At 70.3% G+C, this 18,411-nt stretch carries 16 protein-coding genes; 10 read left to right on the top strand and 6 right to left on the bottom strand.

Annotated elements, in window-relative coordinates:
- The first annotated feature begins 15 nt into the window (after positions 1-15).
- Both ACIBG8_RS34835 and ligA read left to right on the top strand, forming a co-directional pair.
- Entirely contained in the window at positions 16-744 is a 729-nt protein-coding gene (locus ACIBG8_RS34835; RefSeq protein WP_397347345.1) for an alpha/beta hydrolase, read from the top strand.
- Complete coding sequence (gene ligA, locus ACIBG8_RS34830) at positions 741-2,810, top strand: NAD-dependent DNA ligase LigA (protein WP_397347344.1); 2,070 nt, start codon at positions 741-743, stop codon at positions 2,808-2,810. The genes ACIBG8_RS34835 and ligA overlap by 4 nt, the downstream gene beginning before the upstream one ends.
- Positions 2,811-3,018: 208 nt before the next feature.
- On the opposite strand, the gene ACIBG8_RS34825 is transcribed toward ligA, so the two are convergent.
- Positions 3,019-3,864 (bottom strand): Gfo/Idh/MocA family protein, encoded by an 846-nt coding sequence (locus ACIBG8_RS34825; RefSeq protein WP_397347342.1) that lies wholly within the window; start codon positions 3,862-3,864, stop codon positions 3,019-3,021.
- Between the two features lie 145 nt (positions 3,865-4,009).
- Between ACIBG8_RS34825 and ACIBG8_RS34820 the strand changes: the two genes are divergently transcribed.
- Positions 4,010-5,002 (top strand): Gfo/Idh/MocA family protein, encoded by a 993-nt coding sequence (locus ACIBG8_RS34820; protein ID WP_397347341.1) that lies wholly within the window; start codon positions 4,010-4,012, stop codon positions 5,000-5,002.
- Positions 5,003-5,051: 49 nt separating this feature from the next.
- On the opposite strand, the gene ACIBG8_RS34815 is transcribed toward ACIBG8_RS34820, so the two are convergent.
- Positions 5,052-5,987, bottom strand: a complete 936-nt coding sequence (locus ACIBG8_RS34815) for a hypothetical protein (protein WP_397347340.1) — start codon at positions 5,985-5,987, stop codon at positions 5,052-5,054.
- A complete protein-coding gene (locus ACIBG8_RS34810) occupies positions 5,984-7,582 on the bottom strand; it encodes a right-handed parallel beta-helix repeat-containing protein (RefSeq protein ID WP_397347339.1) in 1,599 nt (532 codons plus the stop codon). Before ACIBG8_RS34810 ends, ACIBG8_RS34815 begins: the two co-directional genes overlap by 4 nt.
- A gap of 191 nt (positions 7,583-7,773) precedes the next feature.
- Here ACIBG8_RS34810 and ACIBG8_RS34805 point away from each other — a divergent pair, with 191 nt between their 5' ends.
- From ACIBG8_RS34805 to ACIBG8_RS34785, 5 genes are read left to right on the top strand one after another with little or no spacing between them, the layout of a single operon-like run.
- Positions 7,774-9,042, top strand: coding sequence for an ABC transporter substrate-binding protein (locus ACIBG8_RS34805; protein ID WP_397347338.1), 1,269 nt, complete (start codon positions 7,774-7,776; stop codon positions 9,040-9,042).
- Positions 9,039-9,956 carry a carbohydrate ABC transporter permease gene (locus ACIBG8_RS34800; protein ID WP_397347336.1) on the top strand — a complete coding sequence of 306 codons (918 nt, stop codon included), beginning with the start codon at positions 9,039-9,041 and terminating at the stop codon, positions 9,954-9,956. Before ACIBG8_RS34805 ends, ACIBG8_RS34800 begins: the two co-directional genes overlap by 4 nt.
- Complete coding sequence (locus ACIBG8_RS34795) at positions 9,956-10,789, top strand: carbohydrate ABC transporter permease (protein WP_397347335.1); 834 nt, start codon at positions 9,956-9,958, stop codon at positions 10,787-10,789. The genes ACIBG8_RS34800 and ACIBG8_RS34795 overlap by 1 nt, the downstream gene beginning before the upstream one ends.
- 9 nt (positions 10,790-10,798) lie before the next feature.
- A complete protein-coding gene (locus ACIBG8_RS34790; protein ID WP_397347334.1) occupies positions 10,799-13,093 on the top strand; it encodes a DUF4838 domain-containing protein in 2,295 nt (764 codons plus the stop codon).
- On the top strand, positions 13,090-14,352 hold the full coding sequence (locus tag ACIBG8_RS34785; RefSeq protein ID WP_397347332.1) for a mandelate racemase/muconate lactonizing enzyme family protein: 1,263 nt from the start codon (positions 13,090-13,092) through the stop codon (positions 14,350-14,352). Before ACIBG8_RS34790 ends, ACIBG8_RS34785 begins: the two co-directional genes overlap by 4 nt.
- Here ACIBG8_RS34785 and ACIBG8_RS34780 read toward each other — a convergent pair.
- Both ACIBG8_RS34780 and ACIBG8_RS34775 read right to left on the bottom strand, forming a co-directional pair.
- Positions 14,349-15,026: a hypothetical protein gene (locus ACIBG8_RS34780; RefSeq protein WP_397347331.1), complete on the bottom strand. Its 678-nt coding sequence runs from the start codon at positions 15,024-15,026 to the stop codon at positions 14,349-14,351. The two genes, ACIBG8_RS34785 and ACIBG8_RS34780, sit on opposite strands and share 4 nt — an antisense overlap.
- Positions 15,027-15,063: 37 nt before the next feature.
- Complete coding sequence (locus ACIBG8_RS34775) at positions 15,064-15,786, bottom strand: FadR/GntR family transcriptional regulator (protein ID WP_397347330.1); 723 nt, start codon at positions 15,784-15,786, stop codon at positions 15,064-15,066.
- 168 nt (positions 15,787-15,954) lie between these two features.
- On the opposite strand from ACIBG8_RS34775, the gene ACIBG8_RS34770 reads away from it, so the two are divergent.
- Both ACIBG8_RS34770 and ACIBG8_RS34765 read left to right on the top strand, forming a co-directional pair.
- Positions 15,955-17,130: a mandelate racemase/muconate lactonizing enzyme family protein gene (locus ACIBG8_RS34770; RefSeq protein ID WP_397347329.1), complete on the top strand. Its 1,176-nt coding sequence runs from the start codon at positions 15,955-15,957 to the stop codon at positions 17,128-17,130.
- Complete coding sequence (locus tag ACIBG8_RS34765; RefSeq protein WP_397347328.1) at positions 17,127-18,119, top strand: dihydrodipicolinate synthase family protein; 993 nt, start codon at positions 17,127-17,129, stop codon at positions 18,117-18,119. The genes ACIBG8_RS34770 and ACIBG8_RS34765 overlap by 4 nt, the downstream gene beginning before the upstream one ends.
- Here ACIBG8_RS34765 and ACIBG8_RS34760 read toward each other — a convergent pair.
- Positions 18,116-18,403 carry a hypothetical protein gene (locus ACIBG8_RS34760; protein WP_397347327.1) on the bottom strand — a complete coding sequence of 96 codons (288 nt, stop codon included), beginning with the start codon at positions 18,401-18,403 and terminating at the stop codon, positions 18,116-18,118. The two genes, ACIBG8_RS34765 and ACIBG8_RS34760, sit on opposite strands and share 4 nt — an antisense overlap.
- Between the last annotated feature and the right edge of the window lie 8 nt (positions 18,404-18,411).

Here is an 18,411-nt window from a genome sequence, read left to right as displayed (position 1 = left end):
CATCGGAGGAGCGCCGTGAAGATCGTCTCCCTGTCGTCCGAGCCGCGCGTGGACCTGCTGCACCCCTCCTCGGCGGCCGCGCCGTACGCGCTGTGTTTCGTCCACGGCGGCGGGTGGCGCTCCGGCTCGCCCGCCGCCTGGCACGCGCAGATGCGCCACGCGGCGGCCAAGGGCGTGGTCAGCGCCTCCCTCGGCTACAGGACCGGCGAACGGCTGGCGGACCTGATGGCCGACGTTTCCTCCGGCTATCGCCGCTTCCTCGCCCATCTCGACGCGTCCGGCCTCGGTGACCTGCCGGTGGTGCTGATCGGCAGCTCGGCGGGCGCCCACCTGGCCACCCTCCTCAACCTCACCGGCCCGTGGGACTCCTCGCGCGCCCCGGCCGGTTGCGTGGCGCTCAACGGGCCGGGGACGCTCAAGCCGTGGCCGGACATGGATCAGGACATCGCCGCCGCCATCGCCCACCTGGACCCGTCCCTCAGCGGGTCGCCTGAAGATCACGTGAGGGCGGGGGCGGCGCCGTTCCTCTTCGTGGTCGTCGGGAAGGAGCGATTCTTCCCGCACGAGCACGTTTACGCGCTCGCGGAAAAGCTGCGCGCGGCGGGAAACCGGGCGCGGGTCGTCCTGCTGCCCGACGCCGAGCACGGCTTCTTCTACCGTACGGACACGGAAAGCTCACAGGCGGCCCAAGCCGAGATCGACGCGTTCATTTTGTCGGTGTCACCAGGCACGATGTCTACATGACCGACGCGCCCTCGATCACCGTCCTCGCCGACCAGGCCGCCTACGCGGAAGCCGTGCAGCTGGCGGCAGACGCCTCGGCCGCCTACTACGCCGACGGCGAGTCCACCCTCGACGACGACGCCTACGACCGGCTCGCCCGCGGCATCGCCGCCTACGAGGCCGCCCACCCCGACCAGATCCTCGCCGACTCCCCCGTCGGCAAGGTCGGCGCCGGGGCGCTCGGCGACGTTCCGCACACCGTGCCCATGCTCTCCCTCGACAACGTCTTCTCCCCCGAGGGCCTGGCCACGTGGGCGGCCGGTGTGGAGCGCAGGCTGGGCCGTCCCGTCACGGTGTGGAGCGTCGAGCCCAAGCTCGACGGCCTCGCGATCTCGGTGCGCTACCGCCACGGGCGGCTGACCCAGCTCGTGACCAGGGGCGACGGTCAGGCGGGCGAGGACGTCTCGCACGCCATCGGCACGATCACCGGCCTCCCCGCGACGCTGTCCGAGCCGGTGTCCGTCGAGATCAGGGGCGAGGCGCTGATGACGGCCGCCCAGTTCGACGACGCGTGCGCCAAACGCACCGCGCACGACGGCACCACCTTCGCCAACCCGCGCAGCGCCGCAGCGGGCACCCTGCGCGCCAAGGACCGCCCCTACACGTGCGAGCTGACCTTCTTCGGCTACGGCGCGCTGCCCGTCGAGGGCACCCCTGACGAGCTTGCCGTACGGCTGCGCACGGCCGCGCACAGCGAGGTCATGGACACCGTGGCCGCGCTCGGCGTGCAGACGACGGCGGCCACGCCGGTCGCCGGGGTCACCGCGGCGTCGGTCGAGGAGGCGCAGGCCAGGATCGAGCAGATCGCGGCCGCGCGCGCCGACCTGCCGTTCGGCATCGACGGCATCGTGATCAAGGCGGATCTGGCCGCCGACCAGGAGCAGGCCGGGTTCGGCTCGCGCGCGCCGCGCTGGGCGATCGCCTACAAGCTGCCGGCCGTCGAGAAGATCACCAAGCTGCTGGCCGTGGAGTGGAACGTCGGCAGGACAGGCGTCATCGCGCCGCGCGGCGTGCTGGAGCCGGTCGAGCTCGACGGGAGCACCGTCACCTACGCCACGCTGCACAACCCGGCCGACATCACCAGGCGCGGCCTCATGCTGGGCGACTCGGTCACCGTCTACAAGGCGGGCGACGTGATCCCGCGCGTCGAGGCGCCGGTGGTGCACCTGCGTACGGGGGACGAGCGGGCGATCGAGTTCCCGCAGGTGTGCCCGGAGTGCGGCGGCGAGATCGACACGTCGCAGGAGCGGTGGCGGTGCGTGAAGGGGCGGGGGTGCCGGGCGATCCCGTCGATCACCTATGCGGTGGCGCGCGACCAGCTCGACATCGAGGGGCTGGGGCTCAACCGCATCGTGCAGCTGCTCGACGCCGGGCTGATCGCCGACTTCGCCGACCTGTTCACCGTCACGCGTGAGCAGTTGCTGGGGTTGGAGCGGATGGGCGAGGTGAGTACGGACAACCTGCTCGCGGCGCTGGAGGAGGCGAAGGGGCGGCCGTTGAGCCGGGTGTTCTGCGCGCTGGGGGTGCGGGGGACGGGGCGGTCGATGTCGCGGCGCATCGCGCGGCACTTCGCGACGATGGAGGCGATCCGGGCGGCGGACGTGGCGGCGATGCAGGCGGTGGAGGGCATCGGGCCGGAGAAGGCGCCGGTGGTGGTGGCGGAGCTGGCGGAGATCGCCCCGCTGATCGACAAGCTGGTGGCGGCGGGGGTGAACATGGTCGAACCCGGGGTGCCCGCTGGGGGCGTGGCTGCTGATCTGGTCGATGAGGATGCGGGGTTGCCGCTGGCGGGGATGTCGGTGGTGGTCACGGGGGCGATGTCGGGGCCATTGGAGGCGCTGTCGCGCAACGAGGTGAACGAGCTGATCGAGCGGGCTGGGGGGAAGGCGTCTTCGAGCGTGTCGGCGAAGACCTCGCTGCTGGTGGCGGGCGAGAAGGCGGGGTCGAAGCGGGCGAAGGCGGAGTCGCTGGGGGTGCGCGTGGCCACCCCGGAGGAGTTCGCCCTCCTGGTGGCCGACCACCTGTAGCTGCACCCGGACCCGGCCCGCCCCGCCCGCCCAGCCCTTGGCGCGGACTGCCCGCCATTGCCTTGCGCGCCCGCCCATGGCGCGCCTTCGGCCGCGCCTTGCGGTGTGCTCGTCCCCTGCCTCTTCAGGCCTCTCGAGACGTCGCCTCTCCAGGGCGCCCGTGCTGTGAGAGGCGCACTCTCGCGGCGAGTCGGAGGGCGGGGGACGGTCAGTGGGTGGTGGACACGGCGGTGCTGATCGTTTCCAGGAGGTGGACGGGGGCCAGGAGTTCGGCGTCCGTGAGCGGTGAGGTGCCGGTGGCCAGCATCGTGAGGAACACGCGCAGGGCGGGGAGGGTGTAGTCCTTGCCCAGAGTGATGGTCTCGGCGGCCACTCCCCCGACCCCGGTGACCGACAGGTGGAACGGCACGGCCGCCTCAGGGGTGCGTTCGACCAGGTTGATCACTGCGTGTGCCCCGCCGACCCGCGCCGTCGCCACCACGCCCCCGGGCAGGACAGAAACGGTCAGGTCATCCGATGCCGATGGGGTCAGGAGGTGGAGGGCCAGCTCCACGGCGTGCACGCCGTAAAAGGAAACCCCGCCGTACACGCTGTCCCGCTGCACCGGGCCCGTAGCCACCACCGTGGTCAGCGGCCCCAGCTCAGCCACCCTGGCGCGGAAGGCGGCCAGCGAGTCCACCCACCGCAACGCGCTGTACGACGTCACCGGAACGCCTGCCGTACGGGCCGCTTCCAGGATGGCCTCCGCGTCGGCCACCGTCGTGGCCAAGGGCTTGTCCACCAGCACCGGGATGCCCGCCTTCAGCAGGGGTACGGCGTGCGCACGGTGCAGGGAGCCGTCCCTGTCCATGACGATGGCGGCGTCCACCAGGCCGATCAGGTCCTCCGGCCGGGAAACCACCGAGATGGCGCCGCCGGAGAGCGTGGCCGCGCGCTCCGCCGTACCGCCCTGGATGGCCACGACCCGCGCGGACCCCAGCGCGTGCTCCCCGTTGAGGTGGCGCACCGCGTGGTCCGCGTGCGTGTTGTCGATCCCGACCAGGCCCAGGCGCATCTCTGAACTCCCTCGAAGCGGCGGAAACTGCACGAGGAATCCTAGGACATAAGACCTCTCTTGGCCAGAAATAGCCTTCCCTTGACCATGGAGAGCGGTGATAACTAGAGTCCTAGGTCATAGTTGCCAACGTGGAGGAGGTTCCGTGCGATTCGGGATCGTGGGGTGCGGGGTGATCGGGGCGCTGCACGCGAAGCTGATCGCCTCCCTGGACGGCAGAGCCGAGCTGGTCGCCGTCGCGGACACAGCCGAGGGCCGGGCCGCCGAGCTCGCCGCGGTGTACGGCTGCGCGGCCGAGACCAGCCTCGAAGCGCTCTACGCGCGCGACGACCTCGACGCCGTCGTCATCTGCCTGCCCAGCGGGCTGCACGCGGACGCGGCCGTTCCCGCGCTGATGGCGGGCAAGCACGTCGTCATCGAGAAGCCCATCGACATCTCGCTCGCGGCCGCCGACCGCATCATCGCGGCGGAGCGCGCCTCGGGGCGTACGGTCACCGTGATCAGCCAGCGGCGGTTCGAGCCGTCGTTCCAGCAGGTCAAGGCGGCGGTCGACGCCGGGGAGCTGGGGCGGCTCACGTCCGGGTCGGCCGAGGTGACGTTGTGGCGGCCGCAGTCGTACTACGACTCGGGCGGCTGGCGCGGCACGTGGGCCATGGACGGCGGCGGCGCGCTGATGAACCAGGGCGTGCACGTGGTCGACCTGCTGCTGGCGCTGTTCGGGCCGGTGGAGGAGGTGTACGCCTTCGCGGGGCTGCTCGCCCACGAGGGCATCGAGGTGGAGGACACGGCGGCCGCCGTGGTGCGTTTCGCCGGTGGGGCGCTGGGGCGGTTGTTCGCCAGCACGGCGGCGTTCGGCGGGAAGAGCGTGGTGATCTCCGCGTACGGTGACCGTGGGCATGCGGTGGTGGAGAACGAGGTGCTGACCAGCTTCAAGGTGGGTGACGAGGACCGGATCGCCGGGGGTACGGCCGGGCGGTTGGGGGCCGAGTCGCACGCGGCGCAGCTGATCGACTTCATCGACGCGGTGGGCGAGGGGCGGGCCCCGGCGGTCACGTCCGCCGACGGGCGCGCCGCGCTGGCGCTGGTCCTGGCCGTCTACGAGTCCGCCCGCACAGGAACCCCCGTAAAGCCCGCCTGACCAGGACACCGTCGCCCACCCGCCAGGTGCCGGGTGGGCGGAAGGCCAGCTAGAGGGGGAAGAGGAAGCGGTAGGTGGCGTCGAGGCTCCACGTGACGCCCGGTGTGACCTGCTCACGGGACGGGCGGGAGACGCGGGTCGGGTAGACCTTGTTGTAGTCGGGCCCGTCGTAGACCCAGATCCCCCGCCCGGCCGACCCCGCGTACCCGGCGAAGAACGACGGCGACACCTCCACCGACAGGCTGGCCCCGTTCGTCGTGTTGTACATCTGCACGCCGCACGAGTCGGCCGGTGGCGCGCGGTGACCGGCGGTGGAGATGTCGTGCTCCACCGCCCGGTCCAGGTACCGGAACCAGGTGGTGACCGTGGGCGACCGCACCGCGGGCAGCATCGCCCCGTACGCGTACTCCACCGCCCGGCCCGCCTTCCAGTCCAGATCCCACCGCAACCGCAGCCCGTCCGAGGTGAACACGTGGCGCACGTGCATGTCGCCGAGCTCCGTCCCCACCGCGTCCGGGTCGAGCAGCACGGTGTCCTGCGCCAGCTCGAAGGTGGTGAGCGCGGTGACGGTGCCCGGCGCGGGCGCGCGGCGGCCGTCGGCGAGCAGGAGAAAGCTCTTCAGCAGCTCGTCCCCGTGCAACCCGCCGACGTGGTCACTCCCGTCGACGAGCCGCAGGGCGTACTCGTAGTTCCCCCCGGTCGTCAGGTCGAGGCCCTTGACCTCCCCGCTCCCCGGCACGGGCGCGTCGCCGGTAAGGTCCACGGCGCTGATCGCCTGGATCCGCCACGCGTCCAGCCGCAGCGAGGCGTTGGTGAACCGGCGCAGCTCGTAGCGGATCCACCGATGCCCCGCCGTACGGGTCCACACCCAGAGCTTGGTGTCGCTCGCCCGCTCCAGGAAGAGCGCGCCCCCGGACGGGCCGAAGGAAACGGTGGTCAGGAGCCCCGCCGCTGCCACGCTGCCGAAGAGTTTGCGCCGGTTCACGAGAGGTCGCCCAGCTTGTGCCAGTCGGCCGCCGCCGCGACCCCCGTCGCCACGTAGACCGCGCCGGACACCAGGGCGAGCTGCCCCACGAAGGACGGCTCGGCCGTGATCGCGGCAGAGACGGCGGAGGCCCCCACCGGCTGCCACGTGCCCGGCTTGCCGCCGACCGTGCACACCCATTGGAGCGGCTGCCCGGGGGCCGGGTTGCGCAACTGCACGACCATGCCCTTCTCCCAGTAGTCGGCGACCGGCAGCGCGTCGACGGTGACCACGAAGGAGAAGGTGACGTTCTCCGGCGGCGGGGCGGTCGCCGGGTACCCGGCGCGGAACATGCCTTCCTTGTTGCCCGTCAGGGTGTTCGCCCCGATCTCCACCCCCTTGGTGCGCTGGTGGATGTAGATCCCGTAGTCCTGGGTCTTGGTCGCCTGGTCGTCGAAGCAGCGGTTCCCGGTGATGACGATGTTCTGCGCCTTGAACCCCGTACGCGCATAAGTCCGGATCCCGCCGCGCGCCTCGTTGCTCAGCCCGCCGTCGTAGTTCTGGTAGTTGTTGTAGACCACGTTCCCGACCACGGTGACGTCGTCGGTCTGCCAGACGTTGATGCCGACCGTGTTGCAGTGCCCGACGATGTTGCCGGCCAGCACCATCTTCCTGCCGCGGTCGGTGGACAGCCCGGCGTCGCCGCCGAAGAACAGCACGTTGCGCTCGCAGATCCCGTCGAAGATGTCGTAGACGGCCAGCAGATCCGCGTTGCCGCCTTTGCCGTACGCCTTCTTGTTGCCGATGATCGTGTTGTCCATGGCCCGCACGTAGCGGTGCTTGTGCAGCGTCTGCTTGTTGCCGCCGGCGGTGATGTAGATCGGGTAACCGACCTGCGGATACGTGCCGCCGATGCGCTCCAGCCGGCACCGGCTGACGGTCAGGTGCTCGGTGTGGCTGGTCGCGTTGCCGAGCACGTGCACCCCGAACTGGGTGACGTCGTGCACGTCGCAGTCGTCCACGGTCACGTGCGTGCTGTTGCCCGCGACGTTGATCCCGACGTACGCCTGGGTGACCCGGCACCCGGCGACCAGCACCCGGTGCGAGTCGGTGACCCGGATCAGCGCCGTGGACGCCACCCCGGACTCGGTGTCGTAGGTCCCCGTGTGGATCCCCTCCACGTGCAGGTTGTCGAGCACCACGTCGGTGCTCCCCTCGACCTGTACGGCCAGCCCCACGGAGGCCCGGTCCGCGCAGCGGATCGCGAGGTTGCGCAGCCCCACGACGGACACCTGCCTGGCGTCGATCACGGTCGCGGCGGTGTACCCGGCTGACAGGGCGATGCTCGCCCGCGCCCGCTCCGACACCACCGCCACCCCCGTCTTCAGGTGCAGCGGCGCGCCGAGGAGGTAGGTCTTCCCCACCGAGAGATGCACGGAGCCGCCACCCGCGGCGGCCGCCGCGTCGATGGCGCGCTGGATGGCCGCCGAGTCGTCGGCGACGCCGTCCCCCACGGCTCCGAACAGGGCCGCGGGGTAGACGTTCAGGTCGTTCTCCTTGAAGTCCAGGGGCGCAGAGGTGAGGGGGACGGCTGCCACGGCCGAGACGCCGAGCATGGCCAGGACTTGACGACGCGCAGGAGGGGTCACCGTAAGGCCTTTCGCGAGAAACTTTGGACCTAGGACGGAAGATTGAGCGGAATGTAGCCCCGCGGTGAAGCGACGTCAACTCTTGACCCACGGGAAATCGGCTGTACCGTGGGCACACGCACATGGTCTGTCCTATGTCTTTATTGAAAGGCGTGAGCATGAGATTACGGATGGCGGCGCTCGCGGCCGCCCTCAGCGTGACGGCCGCCTGCGGCGGGACCGCTACGGGCGAGCAGCAGCTCACGATCTGGAGCATGTGGTCCGAGGGCGAGCCCAACCAGAAGGTGCTCGCCGAGGCGATCAAGGACTTCTCCCAGGAGACAGGGATCAAGGTCAAGGCGCAGTGGAAGGGCCGCACCGCGGTGAAGAACTTCCTGCCCAGCCTGAACACGGCCACCGTGCCCGCCGACCTCATCGAGGGCAACCACCGCGAGCTGACCCGCCAGTTCGCCGCCACCAAGGGCGCGCTCGACCTTTCCGACCTTTACGCGACGAAGGTCCCGGGTGAGCAGGCGACGGTCGGCGAGACCGTGGGCGAGGCGTACAAGCGCATGGCGACGAGCGCGGACGGCGTCCTGGCCCAGCTCCCCTACCAGGTCTCGACGTACGGCTGGTTCTTCAACGGCAAGGACTTCCCCGACCTCGCCGCCAACCCGCCGAAGACCTGGGACGACTTCGTGAAGCTGCTGGACGCGCAGAAGGGCAAGGGCAGGAAGCCGCTCGGCCAGGACGGCAGCATCCCCAACTACAACCTGCGCTACCTGGAGCACTTCGGCCGGGCGCTGATGGGCGACGAGGGCTGGCACGCGCTCGCCCCGGACAAGTCCGGCCAGGGATGGCTGAAGCCCGAGGTGCTCAAGGCGGCGCAGCTCGTCGAGGCGCTGGCCAAGGGCGGCTACTTCCCCGACGGCTTCAACGCGGCGAAGTTCCCCGCGATGCAGCAGAAGTGGGCCAACGGCGAGAGCGACTTCCTCTACCAGGGCACCTACCTGCCCAAGGAGGTCACGCCGTACGCCAAGCCCGGGTTCGAGTTCCACGCGTTCCGCTTCCCCGAGGTCGGGGGCAGGGCGCCGACGATGAACGTGACGGCGACCGGGTTCGGCATCCCGAAGAAGTCGAAGAACGCCGAGGCGGCCAAGAAGTTCCTGGCGTTCTTCCTGCAGAAGAAGTACCAGGACAAGGTGGCGGGCGTCGCGCTGGAGATGTCGGTGCGCAAGGACGTGCCGGCGCCGCCGGTGATCGCCGAGCTGAAGAAGGGGCTCGACGCGGGTGAGGTGAACAGGGCCGACGTCGTGGACATGGGCGACTTCAACAGCAAGGTGCTGCTGCCGCTCAGCGACCAGTTGCTGTTCGGCAAGGTCACCGCTGCCGAGTTCACCCGGCAGATGGCCGAGCAGGCAGCCGCGTACTGGAAGTCCAAAGGGTGACAACCATAGTCGTCCGAGCGGAAAATCCCTTCGAGAAGTCGCGCAGGCGGATGATCGGGCCGTTCCTGGCTCCCGCGCTCGTGGTGTACACGCTGGTGATGGTCGTGCCGAGCGTGTTCACCGTGTGGATCAGCTTCAACGACTGGGCGGGCGCCGGGCCGATGGAGTGGGCGGGCCTGGCCAACTACCGCGAGATGCTCCGCGACCCGGTGTTCGGGCAGGCGTTCCTCAACACGGTGAAGATCCTGGTCGGCGTCGGCGGCGCGGTGTTCTTCGTCTCGTTCCTGCTGACGATGTTGCTGCAGGACATGTTCGGCAGGAAGTTCGTCAGGGCGGTCGTGTTCTTCCCGAGCCTGGTCCCCGGGCTGGTGATCGCGATCATGTGGGGGTTCATGCTGGACCCCGACGGGCTGGCCAACTCGCTGCTGAAGTCGCTGGGCATCGCCGAGCCGCCGCTGTGGCTGGCGCCGGAGAACATGTTCGCCACCGTGATGGGCGGCCTGACCTGGCTGGCGGCGGGCACCTACACGGTGATCTTCATGGCGGCGGCCGACCGCATCCCGCGCACGTTCTACGAGGCAGCCGAGCTCGACGGCGCGTCGGCGGTGCGCAGGTTCTGGCACATCACGCTGCCGCTGATGTGGGACGTGATCGGGGTGTGCGCGGTGCTGTGGGCGATCGGCGCGCTGAAGACGTTCGAGTTCGTGCTGGTCTTCGCGGGCGCGACCGGCAGCCTGCCGCCGACGAGCCTGTGGACCTTCTCGGTGTACGCCTATGCGGGCGCGTTCCCCTCGGACGGCGTTCCCCGGTACGGCATCGCGTCGGCGTCAGCCGTACTCACCATGCTCCTCACGGTCGTGCTGACCCTCCTGGTGCGCCGGGTCATGGGGCGCAGGGAAGGGACGGACTACTGATGGCCAGGAGGAGTCGTGGCCCGCTGTTCCTCATCGCGATGCCGCTGGCCTGGTCGCTGGCGCTGTTCGACCTGTTCGTCGTGGGCTGGATGGCGCTGTCGTCGCTGAAGACGACGCGGGAGGTGGTGAACGACCCGTGGGGGTTGCCCGCCGTACCGCAGTGGGGCAATTACGGCGAGGCGTGGACGTCGGCCGCGTTCGGCGACGGGGTGCTGAACTCGCTGTTCCTGGTGACGGCGAGCGGCCTGGGGACGATCCTGCTGGCGGCGCCGGCGGCGTACGTGTTGTCGCGGTTCAGGTGGAAGCTGTCCGGGCCGGTCACCGTGTTCTTCGCGATGGGGCTGGGCATCCCGGGACCGGCCATCATGATCCCGATCTACCTCGGGCTCGACAGGCTCGGCCTGATCGACACGCTGGGCGGGCTGCTGGTGGTCTACATCGCCACGAACCTGCCGTTCTCCGTCTTCTTCCTGACCGCGTTCTTCGCCAGCCTGCCGCGCGAGCTGGAGGAGGCAGCGGCGCTGGACGGCTCAGGGCCGTACCGCACCTACTGGCGGATCATGCTGCCGCTGACCAGGTCGGGGCTGCTGGCGCTGTTCATCCTCCAGGCGATCGGCGACTGGGGCGAGACGTTCTTCTCGATGTCGTTCCTCCAGGAGAAGAAGACGATCTCGCTGACGTTGCTGAACTTCGTCCAGACCATGCAGTACACCGGGGCGCGCTGGTCGGTGCTGTTCGCCGGGATCTGCATCATCGTCATCCCCCTGCTGCTGCTCTACCTCTGGATGAGCAGCAGGCTCATCGAGGGCATCGCGGCCGGTTACGGCAAGTGAGGAGACCGCATGTTCACCCGCCGCCAGGTGCTCGGCACGGCCGCGCTGATCCCCTTCATCCGGATAAAAGGGGATTTACCCGTCGTTGAGAACGGCATCGCCAGAGCCGCGGTGACGGGGGACGCGGCGGAGCTGGTCACCTACGTGGAGCGCGCGACCGGCGTGCGCCTGCCGAGCGTGCAGGGTCCAGGCGACACCCTGATCATCGTCGGCGCGAACGGCCCCGACCCGGCCGTGCCCGGCCTGCTGGCGGAGCTCGACCGCGACGGCTTCCTCATCAGGCCGTTCAAGGACACGATCACCATCGTCGGCCCGACGCCCACCGGCACCGCGAACGGCGTGCGCGCCTTCCTGGAGCGGTACGTCGACGTCAGGTGGCTGCTGCCCGGCCCGGACGGCGAGGACGTGCCCAGGCGGACCACGATCAGCGTGTCCCCGCTGCCGGTCCGCGAGGAGCCGTCGTTCACGATGCGCTCGCTCAGCCCGCTGCGCGACGGCAAGTACCCGATCCAGCAGCAGTGGGCGCAACGTAACCGCCTGCAGGGCGTCGGCACCGAGCCCATCGCCTTCCACCACAACCTGCACACGCTGTTCCCGGTCGAGCGGTACGGCACGACGCATCCGGAGTACTACCCGAACGGCAGGCCGCCCGCGCCGGGCAAGCTGACCGGCTGGCAACCCGCCTTCACCGTCCCCGGCACGATCGACGCGGCCGTCACCGGGATCCTGGAGTACTTCGACGCCAATCCCGGCGCGCCGTCGTTCTCCCTGGGCGTCAACGACGGCGAGGGCTTCGCCGAGCTCGACCCGGTCCCCGCCTACTACGCGTGGGTCAACGAGGTCGTTCGCAGGGTTCTCCTGGAAAGGCCGGGCAAGACGTTCGGGCTGCTGGCCTACCGCAAGCTGGAGACGCCGCCCGCGTTCCCGCTGCACCCGGCGGTCGTGCCGTTCCTGACCAAGGACAGGTACACGTGGACGGACCCGGCGGCCGAGGCGGACGGGCACGCGCTGACCGAGCGGTGGCTGGCCGTCTGTTCCCAGCTGGGTTTCTACGACTACCTGTACGGCGCGCCGTACCTGCTGCCCCGGGTCTTCCCCCACGAATACGCCAGGACCATCAGGTACGCCAAGGAGAAGGGCGTCGTCGCCCAGTACGCCGAGCTGTACCCGAACTGGGGCGAGGGCCCCAAACCCTGGGTGACCGCCAGGCTGCTGTGGGACGCGCAGGCCGACGTGGACGCGTTGCAGCGGGAATGGCTCGTGCGAGCGGTCGGCGCGACGTCGGCCGGGTATCTCGCCGCCTATTACCAGCTGTGGGAGCGGTTCTGGGCGGAGCGGGTGCCCGCGTCCGACTGGTTCCTGCCGGACGCGACCTACCAGAGCTTCAACCTCCCCCAGTACCTCGAACTGGTCGAGGAGGCCGACCTGACGCGCAGCCGTACGCTCCTCGACTCGGCCGTCGCCAGGGCGGACACGCCCGCGCGGACGGCCAGGGCGAAGATCCTGCGCCGGGTGTTCGAGCTGTACGAGTCGTCGGCGCTCAGCTATCCGCGCCAGGTCGCCACCCCTGCCGACCAGGCGACGGCGCTCGCCGTGCTGCGGCACGGGGTGGACAGCTTCCAGAGCCGCCTCGACCTGGCCGCCCGCCGCCTCGCGCTGATCAAGGAGTTCGCCGCCGATCCGGTCCTGGTGCTGCAGATGAACCCGGCGTCCTTCCCGAACCTCACCTGGACGGGCTGGAACCCCAGCGAGTTCTGGAGCCTGGTCGAGTACCTGCGCGTGCACGAGCCGAGCGGCGGTCCGGTGACCGACGCGACGGCAGGTCATCCGTACGGTGACCTGATCGGGGCCGGGGTGGCGCGCCCCGACCAGGCCACGGACGCGTGGCGGCTGCTGCCCCGCTCCACCGGCACCCGCGCCTTCACCCAGACCGGCGGGCTCCTGCGGATCACCGGTCAGGGCTGGGGCGGGCCCAGCCAGATCGTCGACGTCGACCCCGGCCTGGCCCAGGTCACCGCCCGCTACCGCGCCCCCGCGGGGACGGCCGCCTCGGTGCAGGTCGCGCTCGACCTGATCGACACCACGAACACGCCGATCCCCAGCAGCTCGGTGCGCTCCCCCGTGATCTTCCTCCGGCCGACCGGCGAGTGGATCACGCTGCGGTTCGACGCCGAGATCCCGGCCACGGCGCGCAACAAGCCCGTGGACAAGGTCGAGCTCATCCTCCTGGTGGACAGCGCGGCCGACATCCAGGTGGAGTTCGACGACGTCGTCCTCCGCACGATCGCCAAGGGGCAACCATGAGCCTGCGCGTCACCGGCGTGGAGCGGATCACCCTCCATGTCCCCTTCCGCGAGCGGTCGCGCCCGTGGAACGAGATCCTCGTCGCCGAGTTCGCCGTGGTCGAGGTGGTGCGGGTCCGCACCTCCTCCCCCGGCCTGGTCGGGTACGGCGAGAGCCTCCCGCACTACACCTGGGCCAGGACGACGGACGAGGCGGTCGGCCGCGTGGTCGGGCGTCACCCGGCCGAGCTGATGGCCGACGACTCGCTCGGCGCCGGGCTGCAGATGGCGTTGTACGACGTGGTGGGCAAGGTCCTGGAAGCGCCGATCTACCAGTTGCTCGGGCAGCCCGCCGTACGCAAGTGGTGCCCGCTGGCGTGGTGGAGCACCAAGATGCCGCCCGAGGTGCTGGCCGAGGAGGCCAAGGACGCGCTGTCCGAGGGGTATCTCGCGCACAAGCTCAAGGCCAGGCCGTGGTTCGACATCCGGGAGCAGGTCGCGGCCATCTCCGCTGTCACACCTGGGACCTATGTGCTCGACCTCGACTGGAACGGCATGCTGCGCACGCCGGGCGAGGCGATCGAGGTGCTGCGCGAGCTCGATTCCCTCCGAAACATCGGGATGTACGAGTCGCCGGTGCTGCAGTCGGACGTCGCCGGGCAGAAGGCGGTCAGGGCCAAGGTGGACAGGCCGCTCGCCGAGCACTACAACCAGGCGTTGTTCCCGATCTGGATGCGCGAGGACGCCATCGACGGCTTCGTCTCCTGCAACGCCGGGGCGGCCGGCACGATCGCGCAGGGGCTGCAGGCGGCGGCGTTCAACAAGGACCTGTTCCTGCAGATCGTCGGGCCTGGACTGACCACGGCGTGGACGCTGCACCTGGGCGCGGTGCTGACGCACGCCCGCTGGCCGGCCGTGACCTGCCTCAACGTCTACGCCGACGACCTGATCACCGAGCCGATCGAGATCAGCGGCGGGTACGCCAGGGTGCCCGAGGCTCCCGGGCTGGGGGTGACGTTCGACGAGGGGGCGCTGGAGAGGTGGCGGGTGGCGGACGGCTTCACCCCGCCGGAGACGCGCAAGCTGCTGAGCTTCCACCTCGGCGACGGGCGGGTGCGTCTCTACGCGGGGATCAAGCAGCTCTTCCACGAGTGCCGCTACGTGGGAAACCTGCCGGTCCAGCCGCGGGGCGCACGGCTCGCCGTACAGGAGGACGACGGGTCCGGTGAGTTCGACGCCCGGTACCGCCGGGCGTCGAACTCACCGATCTGGCTGGCCTAGGAGGCGCGGAAGGGCAGGAACTTCAGCACGGGCGCCAGCGTGAACAGCGGCTCGCCCGCCTTCAGCACCGGCTGGCCGAGGATCTGGTTGACCTGCTCGGCCAGGAACGGCGACACGTTGAAGTGCCACGGCGTGACGCCGCCGCCCAGGCCGCCGTCCTTGATCCCGGCCACCGACACCAGGACCTCGGGGGCGAAGCAGCTCGCGAGCTGCACCTCCTTGGTCCACCTGACGCCGTTGATGACCGGCTTGGCGAAGGCGCCGCACGGGAAGATGCGGACGGCGAAGCCGTCGTCGATCCTGGCGTGCTTGCCGGTGGAGGTCTGGGTGATCGAGAAGCCGCCCGGGTAGCAGATGCGGCCGTCGAAGCCGATGCTGTCGTGCTGCATGCCGATGGGCATCGTGATGCCCAGGTCCTCGCCGGCCTGGCTGAGGATGCGGGTGACCGGCTTGAACGCGTCCCACGTCGCGCCGAACTGCTGCACGAGCTGCCTGATGTGCGGCGCCCACATCACGTCGGCCTTGCCGAACGGCGAGAAGTACAGGCCGCCGCCGGTGCTGGAGCAGTACTCCTGGCCGGGCGCGGGCGTGTCGGCCGAGGCCGGGGCGGTGGAAACGGACAGCAGCAGAGCGGGCGCTGCGGCCAGCGAGACGAGCAGGCGCTTGATGCGCATATTGATCCCTCCATCGAAATGGGGGGACATGACTACTCTAAGTAATCAACTGCTCCTCGTCGCCGCGGAAACGCCGTTGCACCCGTTCCAGGTGCGCCCGCATCTGCTGCTCGGCCAGCGCCGCGTCGCCCGTGCCCAGGCCCAGCAGCAGCGCGCGGTGCTCGGCGTCGCTCTCCGAGTGCGTCTCGCCGAGGATCTCGGTCAGCTCCTTGCCGCGCTCCCGCTCGGTGGCCAGCACGTCGGACAGCGCCTCGATGACGCCGCTGAAGAACCTGTTGCGCGCCGCCTTCACCACGCCGATGTGGAAGGCCAGGTCGAGCTCGACCCGGCGGCGCAGGTCGTCGCCCACCTGCTCCACCTCGTCGAGCAGGTCGCGCAGCGCGGCCAGCTCCTCCGGGGTGATCCTGGTGGCGGCCAGGCCCGCCGCCTTGGTCTCCAGCGCCAGCCGCATCTCGACGAGCTCGTCGATGGCCGCCGCGTCCGCCTGCATCGCCAGCCGGAAGTAGCTGTGCACCGCGACCGGGCGCAGCTCGCTGACCACGGCCTTCTTGCCTTGGCGGGTACGGATCACACCCTGCTGGCTGAGCGAGCGGAAGGCGTCGCGGACGACGCGCTGGCTCACACCGTACTCGTCGGCGAGCTTGGCCTCCGAGGGCAGCTCGTCGCCCTCGGCCAGCCCGGACTTGCGGATGTGCTCGGTGATCATGGCCGCGACGCGGGTGCCGAGCAGCGCGCGGTCACGCGTGGACGCCTCTGGCACGGACCAGCCCTCCCCTACTAAAGACCTATGTTCCACGTAAGCGTAGACCATCTCGCGCGGGAAAACGGCGCTTCCGCGAGCGTTTTCGGGCTCTACCTCAGACTCTTGACTTAGGTCCTTTGTTTGCCGAAGATGAGGAGCACCCTGACCCCCAGAAGGAGCCACCGCATGCGTGTGACCGCCGTCCGGCAGTGGATCGCCGAGTTCGGGTACTACAACGCGATCTACGTCCGCATCGAGACAGACGACGGCGTGTCCGGGATCGCGGAGGTCGCCATGCGCCGCCGCACCAGGGCGGTGTCCGCGCTGGTCGAGGAGCTGGGCGAGTACCTCGTCGGCAAGGACCCGACCCGTATCGAGCAGCACTACGAGCGGATGTACCGCGACTCCTTCCTCGGCGGCACGCTGCTGACGATCGGGATCTCGGCCATCGACGTCGCCCTGTGGGACCTCAACGCGCGGGCGCTGGGCGTGCCCGTGCACCGCCTCCTGGGCGGCAAGTTCCGCGACAGCGTCCCCGTCTACACCCACGCCAGGGCCACCGAGACGCCGGAGCAGTTCGCCGCCGAGATCGCCGACCGCATCGCGATGGGCTTCACCGCGATCAAGACCACGCTGCCCGGCTTCTACACCAAGGTGTCCAGCGTCCATCACGAGACGCCCGCCGCGATCCCGGCCAGGCACACCGAGACGGAGTTGCTGCCGAACTGGATCTGGTCGCTCATGGCGGAGTATTTCCAGGCGGCGCGGGAGGTGGCGGGGCCGGACGTGCACCTCATGCTCGACTGCCACGGGCGGCTGAACGTGGCCAACGCCTTACGGCTGTGCGAGGTGCTGGAGCCTTACCGGCTGGCGTTCATCGAGGAGCCGGTGCCGCCGGAGCGGCCCGAGTGGCTGGCCGAGGTGACCCGCAGGTCGTCCACGCCGATCGCGGCGGGCGAGCGGTGGGCGGGGCCGTACGCGGCCGCGCCGTTCCTGGAGCAGCGGGCGCTCGCGGTGGCGCAGCCGGACGTGATCTTCTGCGGCGGGATCACGGCGGCCAAGCGCATCGCGACGCTGGCGGAGGCCAATGCGGTGTCGATGGCGTTCCACAACCCGTTCGGGCCCTTGGCGAGCGCGGCGACGTGGCAGCTCGCGGCGACGCTGCCGAACCTGCTGATCTCGGAGTCGATGCTGACGCCTGAGCAGATGGTGTTCTGGGAGCGGTACACGGAGAACCCGCCGCAGGTGCGCAATGGGGAGTGGGTGGTGACGGAGGAGCCGGGGCTCGGGCCTGAGCTGCGGATCGAGGAGATCGTCAAGCACCCGTTCCGCCCCGAGTACGACCAGGGCGGCACCCGATGACCAACCGAGACCAGGTCAACGCCGTACACCCAGACGAACGGGACCAGGTTAACGCCGCACACCCAGACGAACGGGACCAGGTTAACGCCGCACACCGAGACGGGCGCGACCAGGTTAACGGCGTATACCCAGCCGCCCTGACCATGTTCGACAAGCGCGGCGCCCTCGACTACGCCGCCACAGCCGCCCACCTCGACTGGCTCGTCACCGAAGGCGTGCACGGCCTCGTCATCGGCGGCACCAGCGGCGAGTTCGTCGCGATGACCGACGACGAGCGCCGCCTGCTGCTGGAGGTGGCGCTGGAGACGGTGGCCGGCCGCGTGCCCGTCCTGGCCGGGACAGGCGCGTACGGCACCGCCCAGACGATCGCCCTGACCCAGCACGCCGCCCAGGCCGGCGCATCCGCCGCCCTGGTCGTCCTGCCGTACTTCCAGCGACCGTCACGCGGAGAGATCCTCGACCACTACCGCGCGATAGCGAGGGCCGTAGACCTGCCGATATGGGTGTACAACATCCCAGCCAACGCAGCGATCGACCCCCTGTCCCCCGCCGACCTGGCCGGCCTCTACAGGGAGGGCGTGGCGTCCGGGGTGAAAAGCACGCTTCCAACCGTCCACCAGGTCCACGAGCTCCGCCAGACCACTGACGACGGCTTCCGTGTGTTCTACGGCGGGGTCACAGCGCCACTGGAGGCACTGGCGGGCGGAGCACACGGATGGATCAGCGGCCTCCTCAACGTGGTCCCGGCGGCGGCGGTGGAGTTGTGGGAGGCGATGCAGAAGGGAGACCTGGCGGCGGCCCGCACTCACTGGGCAGGGCTACTGCCGTACCGGCGCCTGACCACAGACCTGGCCCTGCCCGGCGACCTGGCGGTGTATCGCGGGTTGCTACGCATCTGGGGACGGCGAGCAGGCCACAGCAGACTCCCCCTGCGCGACCTGACCACAGAGGAACTCAGCACCCTGGAACGAGCCCTCAAAGCGATCTAACCCAGCCCGGCCGGGCTGAGCACGGCCCAGCCCAGCGCGGGACCCAGCGCGGCGCGACCCAGCGCGGCGCGACCCAGCGCAGCCCGGCCCAGCGCGGCGCGACCCAGCGCAGCCCGGCCCAGCGCGGCGCGACCCAGCGCGGCGCAGCCCGGCCCAGCCCGGCCCAGCGCGGCGCAGCCCGGCCCAGCCCGGCGCAGCCCGGCCCAGCCCGGCGCAGCCCGGCGCAGCCCGGCGCAGCCCGGCGCAGCCCGGCGCAGCCCGGCGCAGCGTGCCCAACCCAGCACGCCCTGAC

Source organism: Nonomuraea sp. NPDC050556 (genome assembly GCF_044457355.1).
Taxonomy (GTDB): domain Bacteria; phylum Actinomycetota; class Actinomycetes; order Streptosporangiales; family Streptosporangiaceae; genus Nonomuraea.
The sequence above is the reverse complement of the archived record's forward strand: the minus strand, read 5'-3'. Positions and strand labels throughout refer to the sequence as shown.

Coding starts and splice junctions, on each gene's coding strand:
- ligA (WP_397347344.1), top strand. CDS start 741: ATGACCGACGCGCCCTCGATCACCGTCCTCGCCGACCAGGCCGCCTAC.
- ACIBG8_RS34825 (WP_397347342.1), bottom strand. CDS start 3,864: ATGCGCCTGGGCCTGGTCGGGATCGACAACACGCACGCGGACCACGCG.
- ACIBG8_RS34810 (WP_397347339.1), bottom strand. CDS start 7,582: ATGCTCGGCGTCTCGGCCGTGGCAGCCGTCCCCCTCACCTCTGCGCCC.
- ACIBG8_RS34805 (WP_397347338.1), top strand. CDS start 7,774: ATGAGATTACGGATGGCGGCGCTCGCGGCCGCCCTCAGCGTGACGGCC.
- ACIBG8_RS34795 (WP_397347335.1), top strand. CDS start 9,956: ATGGCCAGGAGGAGTCGTGGCCCGCTGTTCCTCATCGCGATGCCGCTG.
- ACIBG8_RS34790 (WP_397347334.1), top strand. CDS start 10,799: ATGTTCACCCGCCGCCAGGTGCTCGGCACGGCCGCGCTGATCCCCTTC.
- ACIBG8_RS34785 (WP_397347332.1), top strand. CDS start 13,090: ATGAGCCTGCGCGTCACCGGCGTGGAGCGGATCACCCTCCATGTCCCC.
- ACIBG8_RS34780 (WP_397347331.1), bottom strand. CDS start 15,026: ATGCGCATCAAGCGCCTGCTCGTCTCGCTGGCCGCAGCGCCCGCTCTG.
- ACIBG8_RS34770 (WP_397347329.1), top strand. CDS start 15,955: ATGCGTGTGACCGCCGTCCGGCAGTGGATCGCCGAGTTCGGGTACTAC.
- ACIBG8_RS34765 (WP_397347328.1), top strand. CDS start 17,127: ATGACCAACCGAGACCAGGTCAACGCCGTACACCCAGACGAACGGGAC.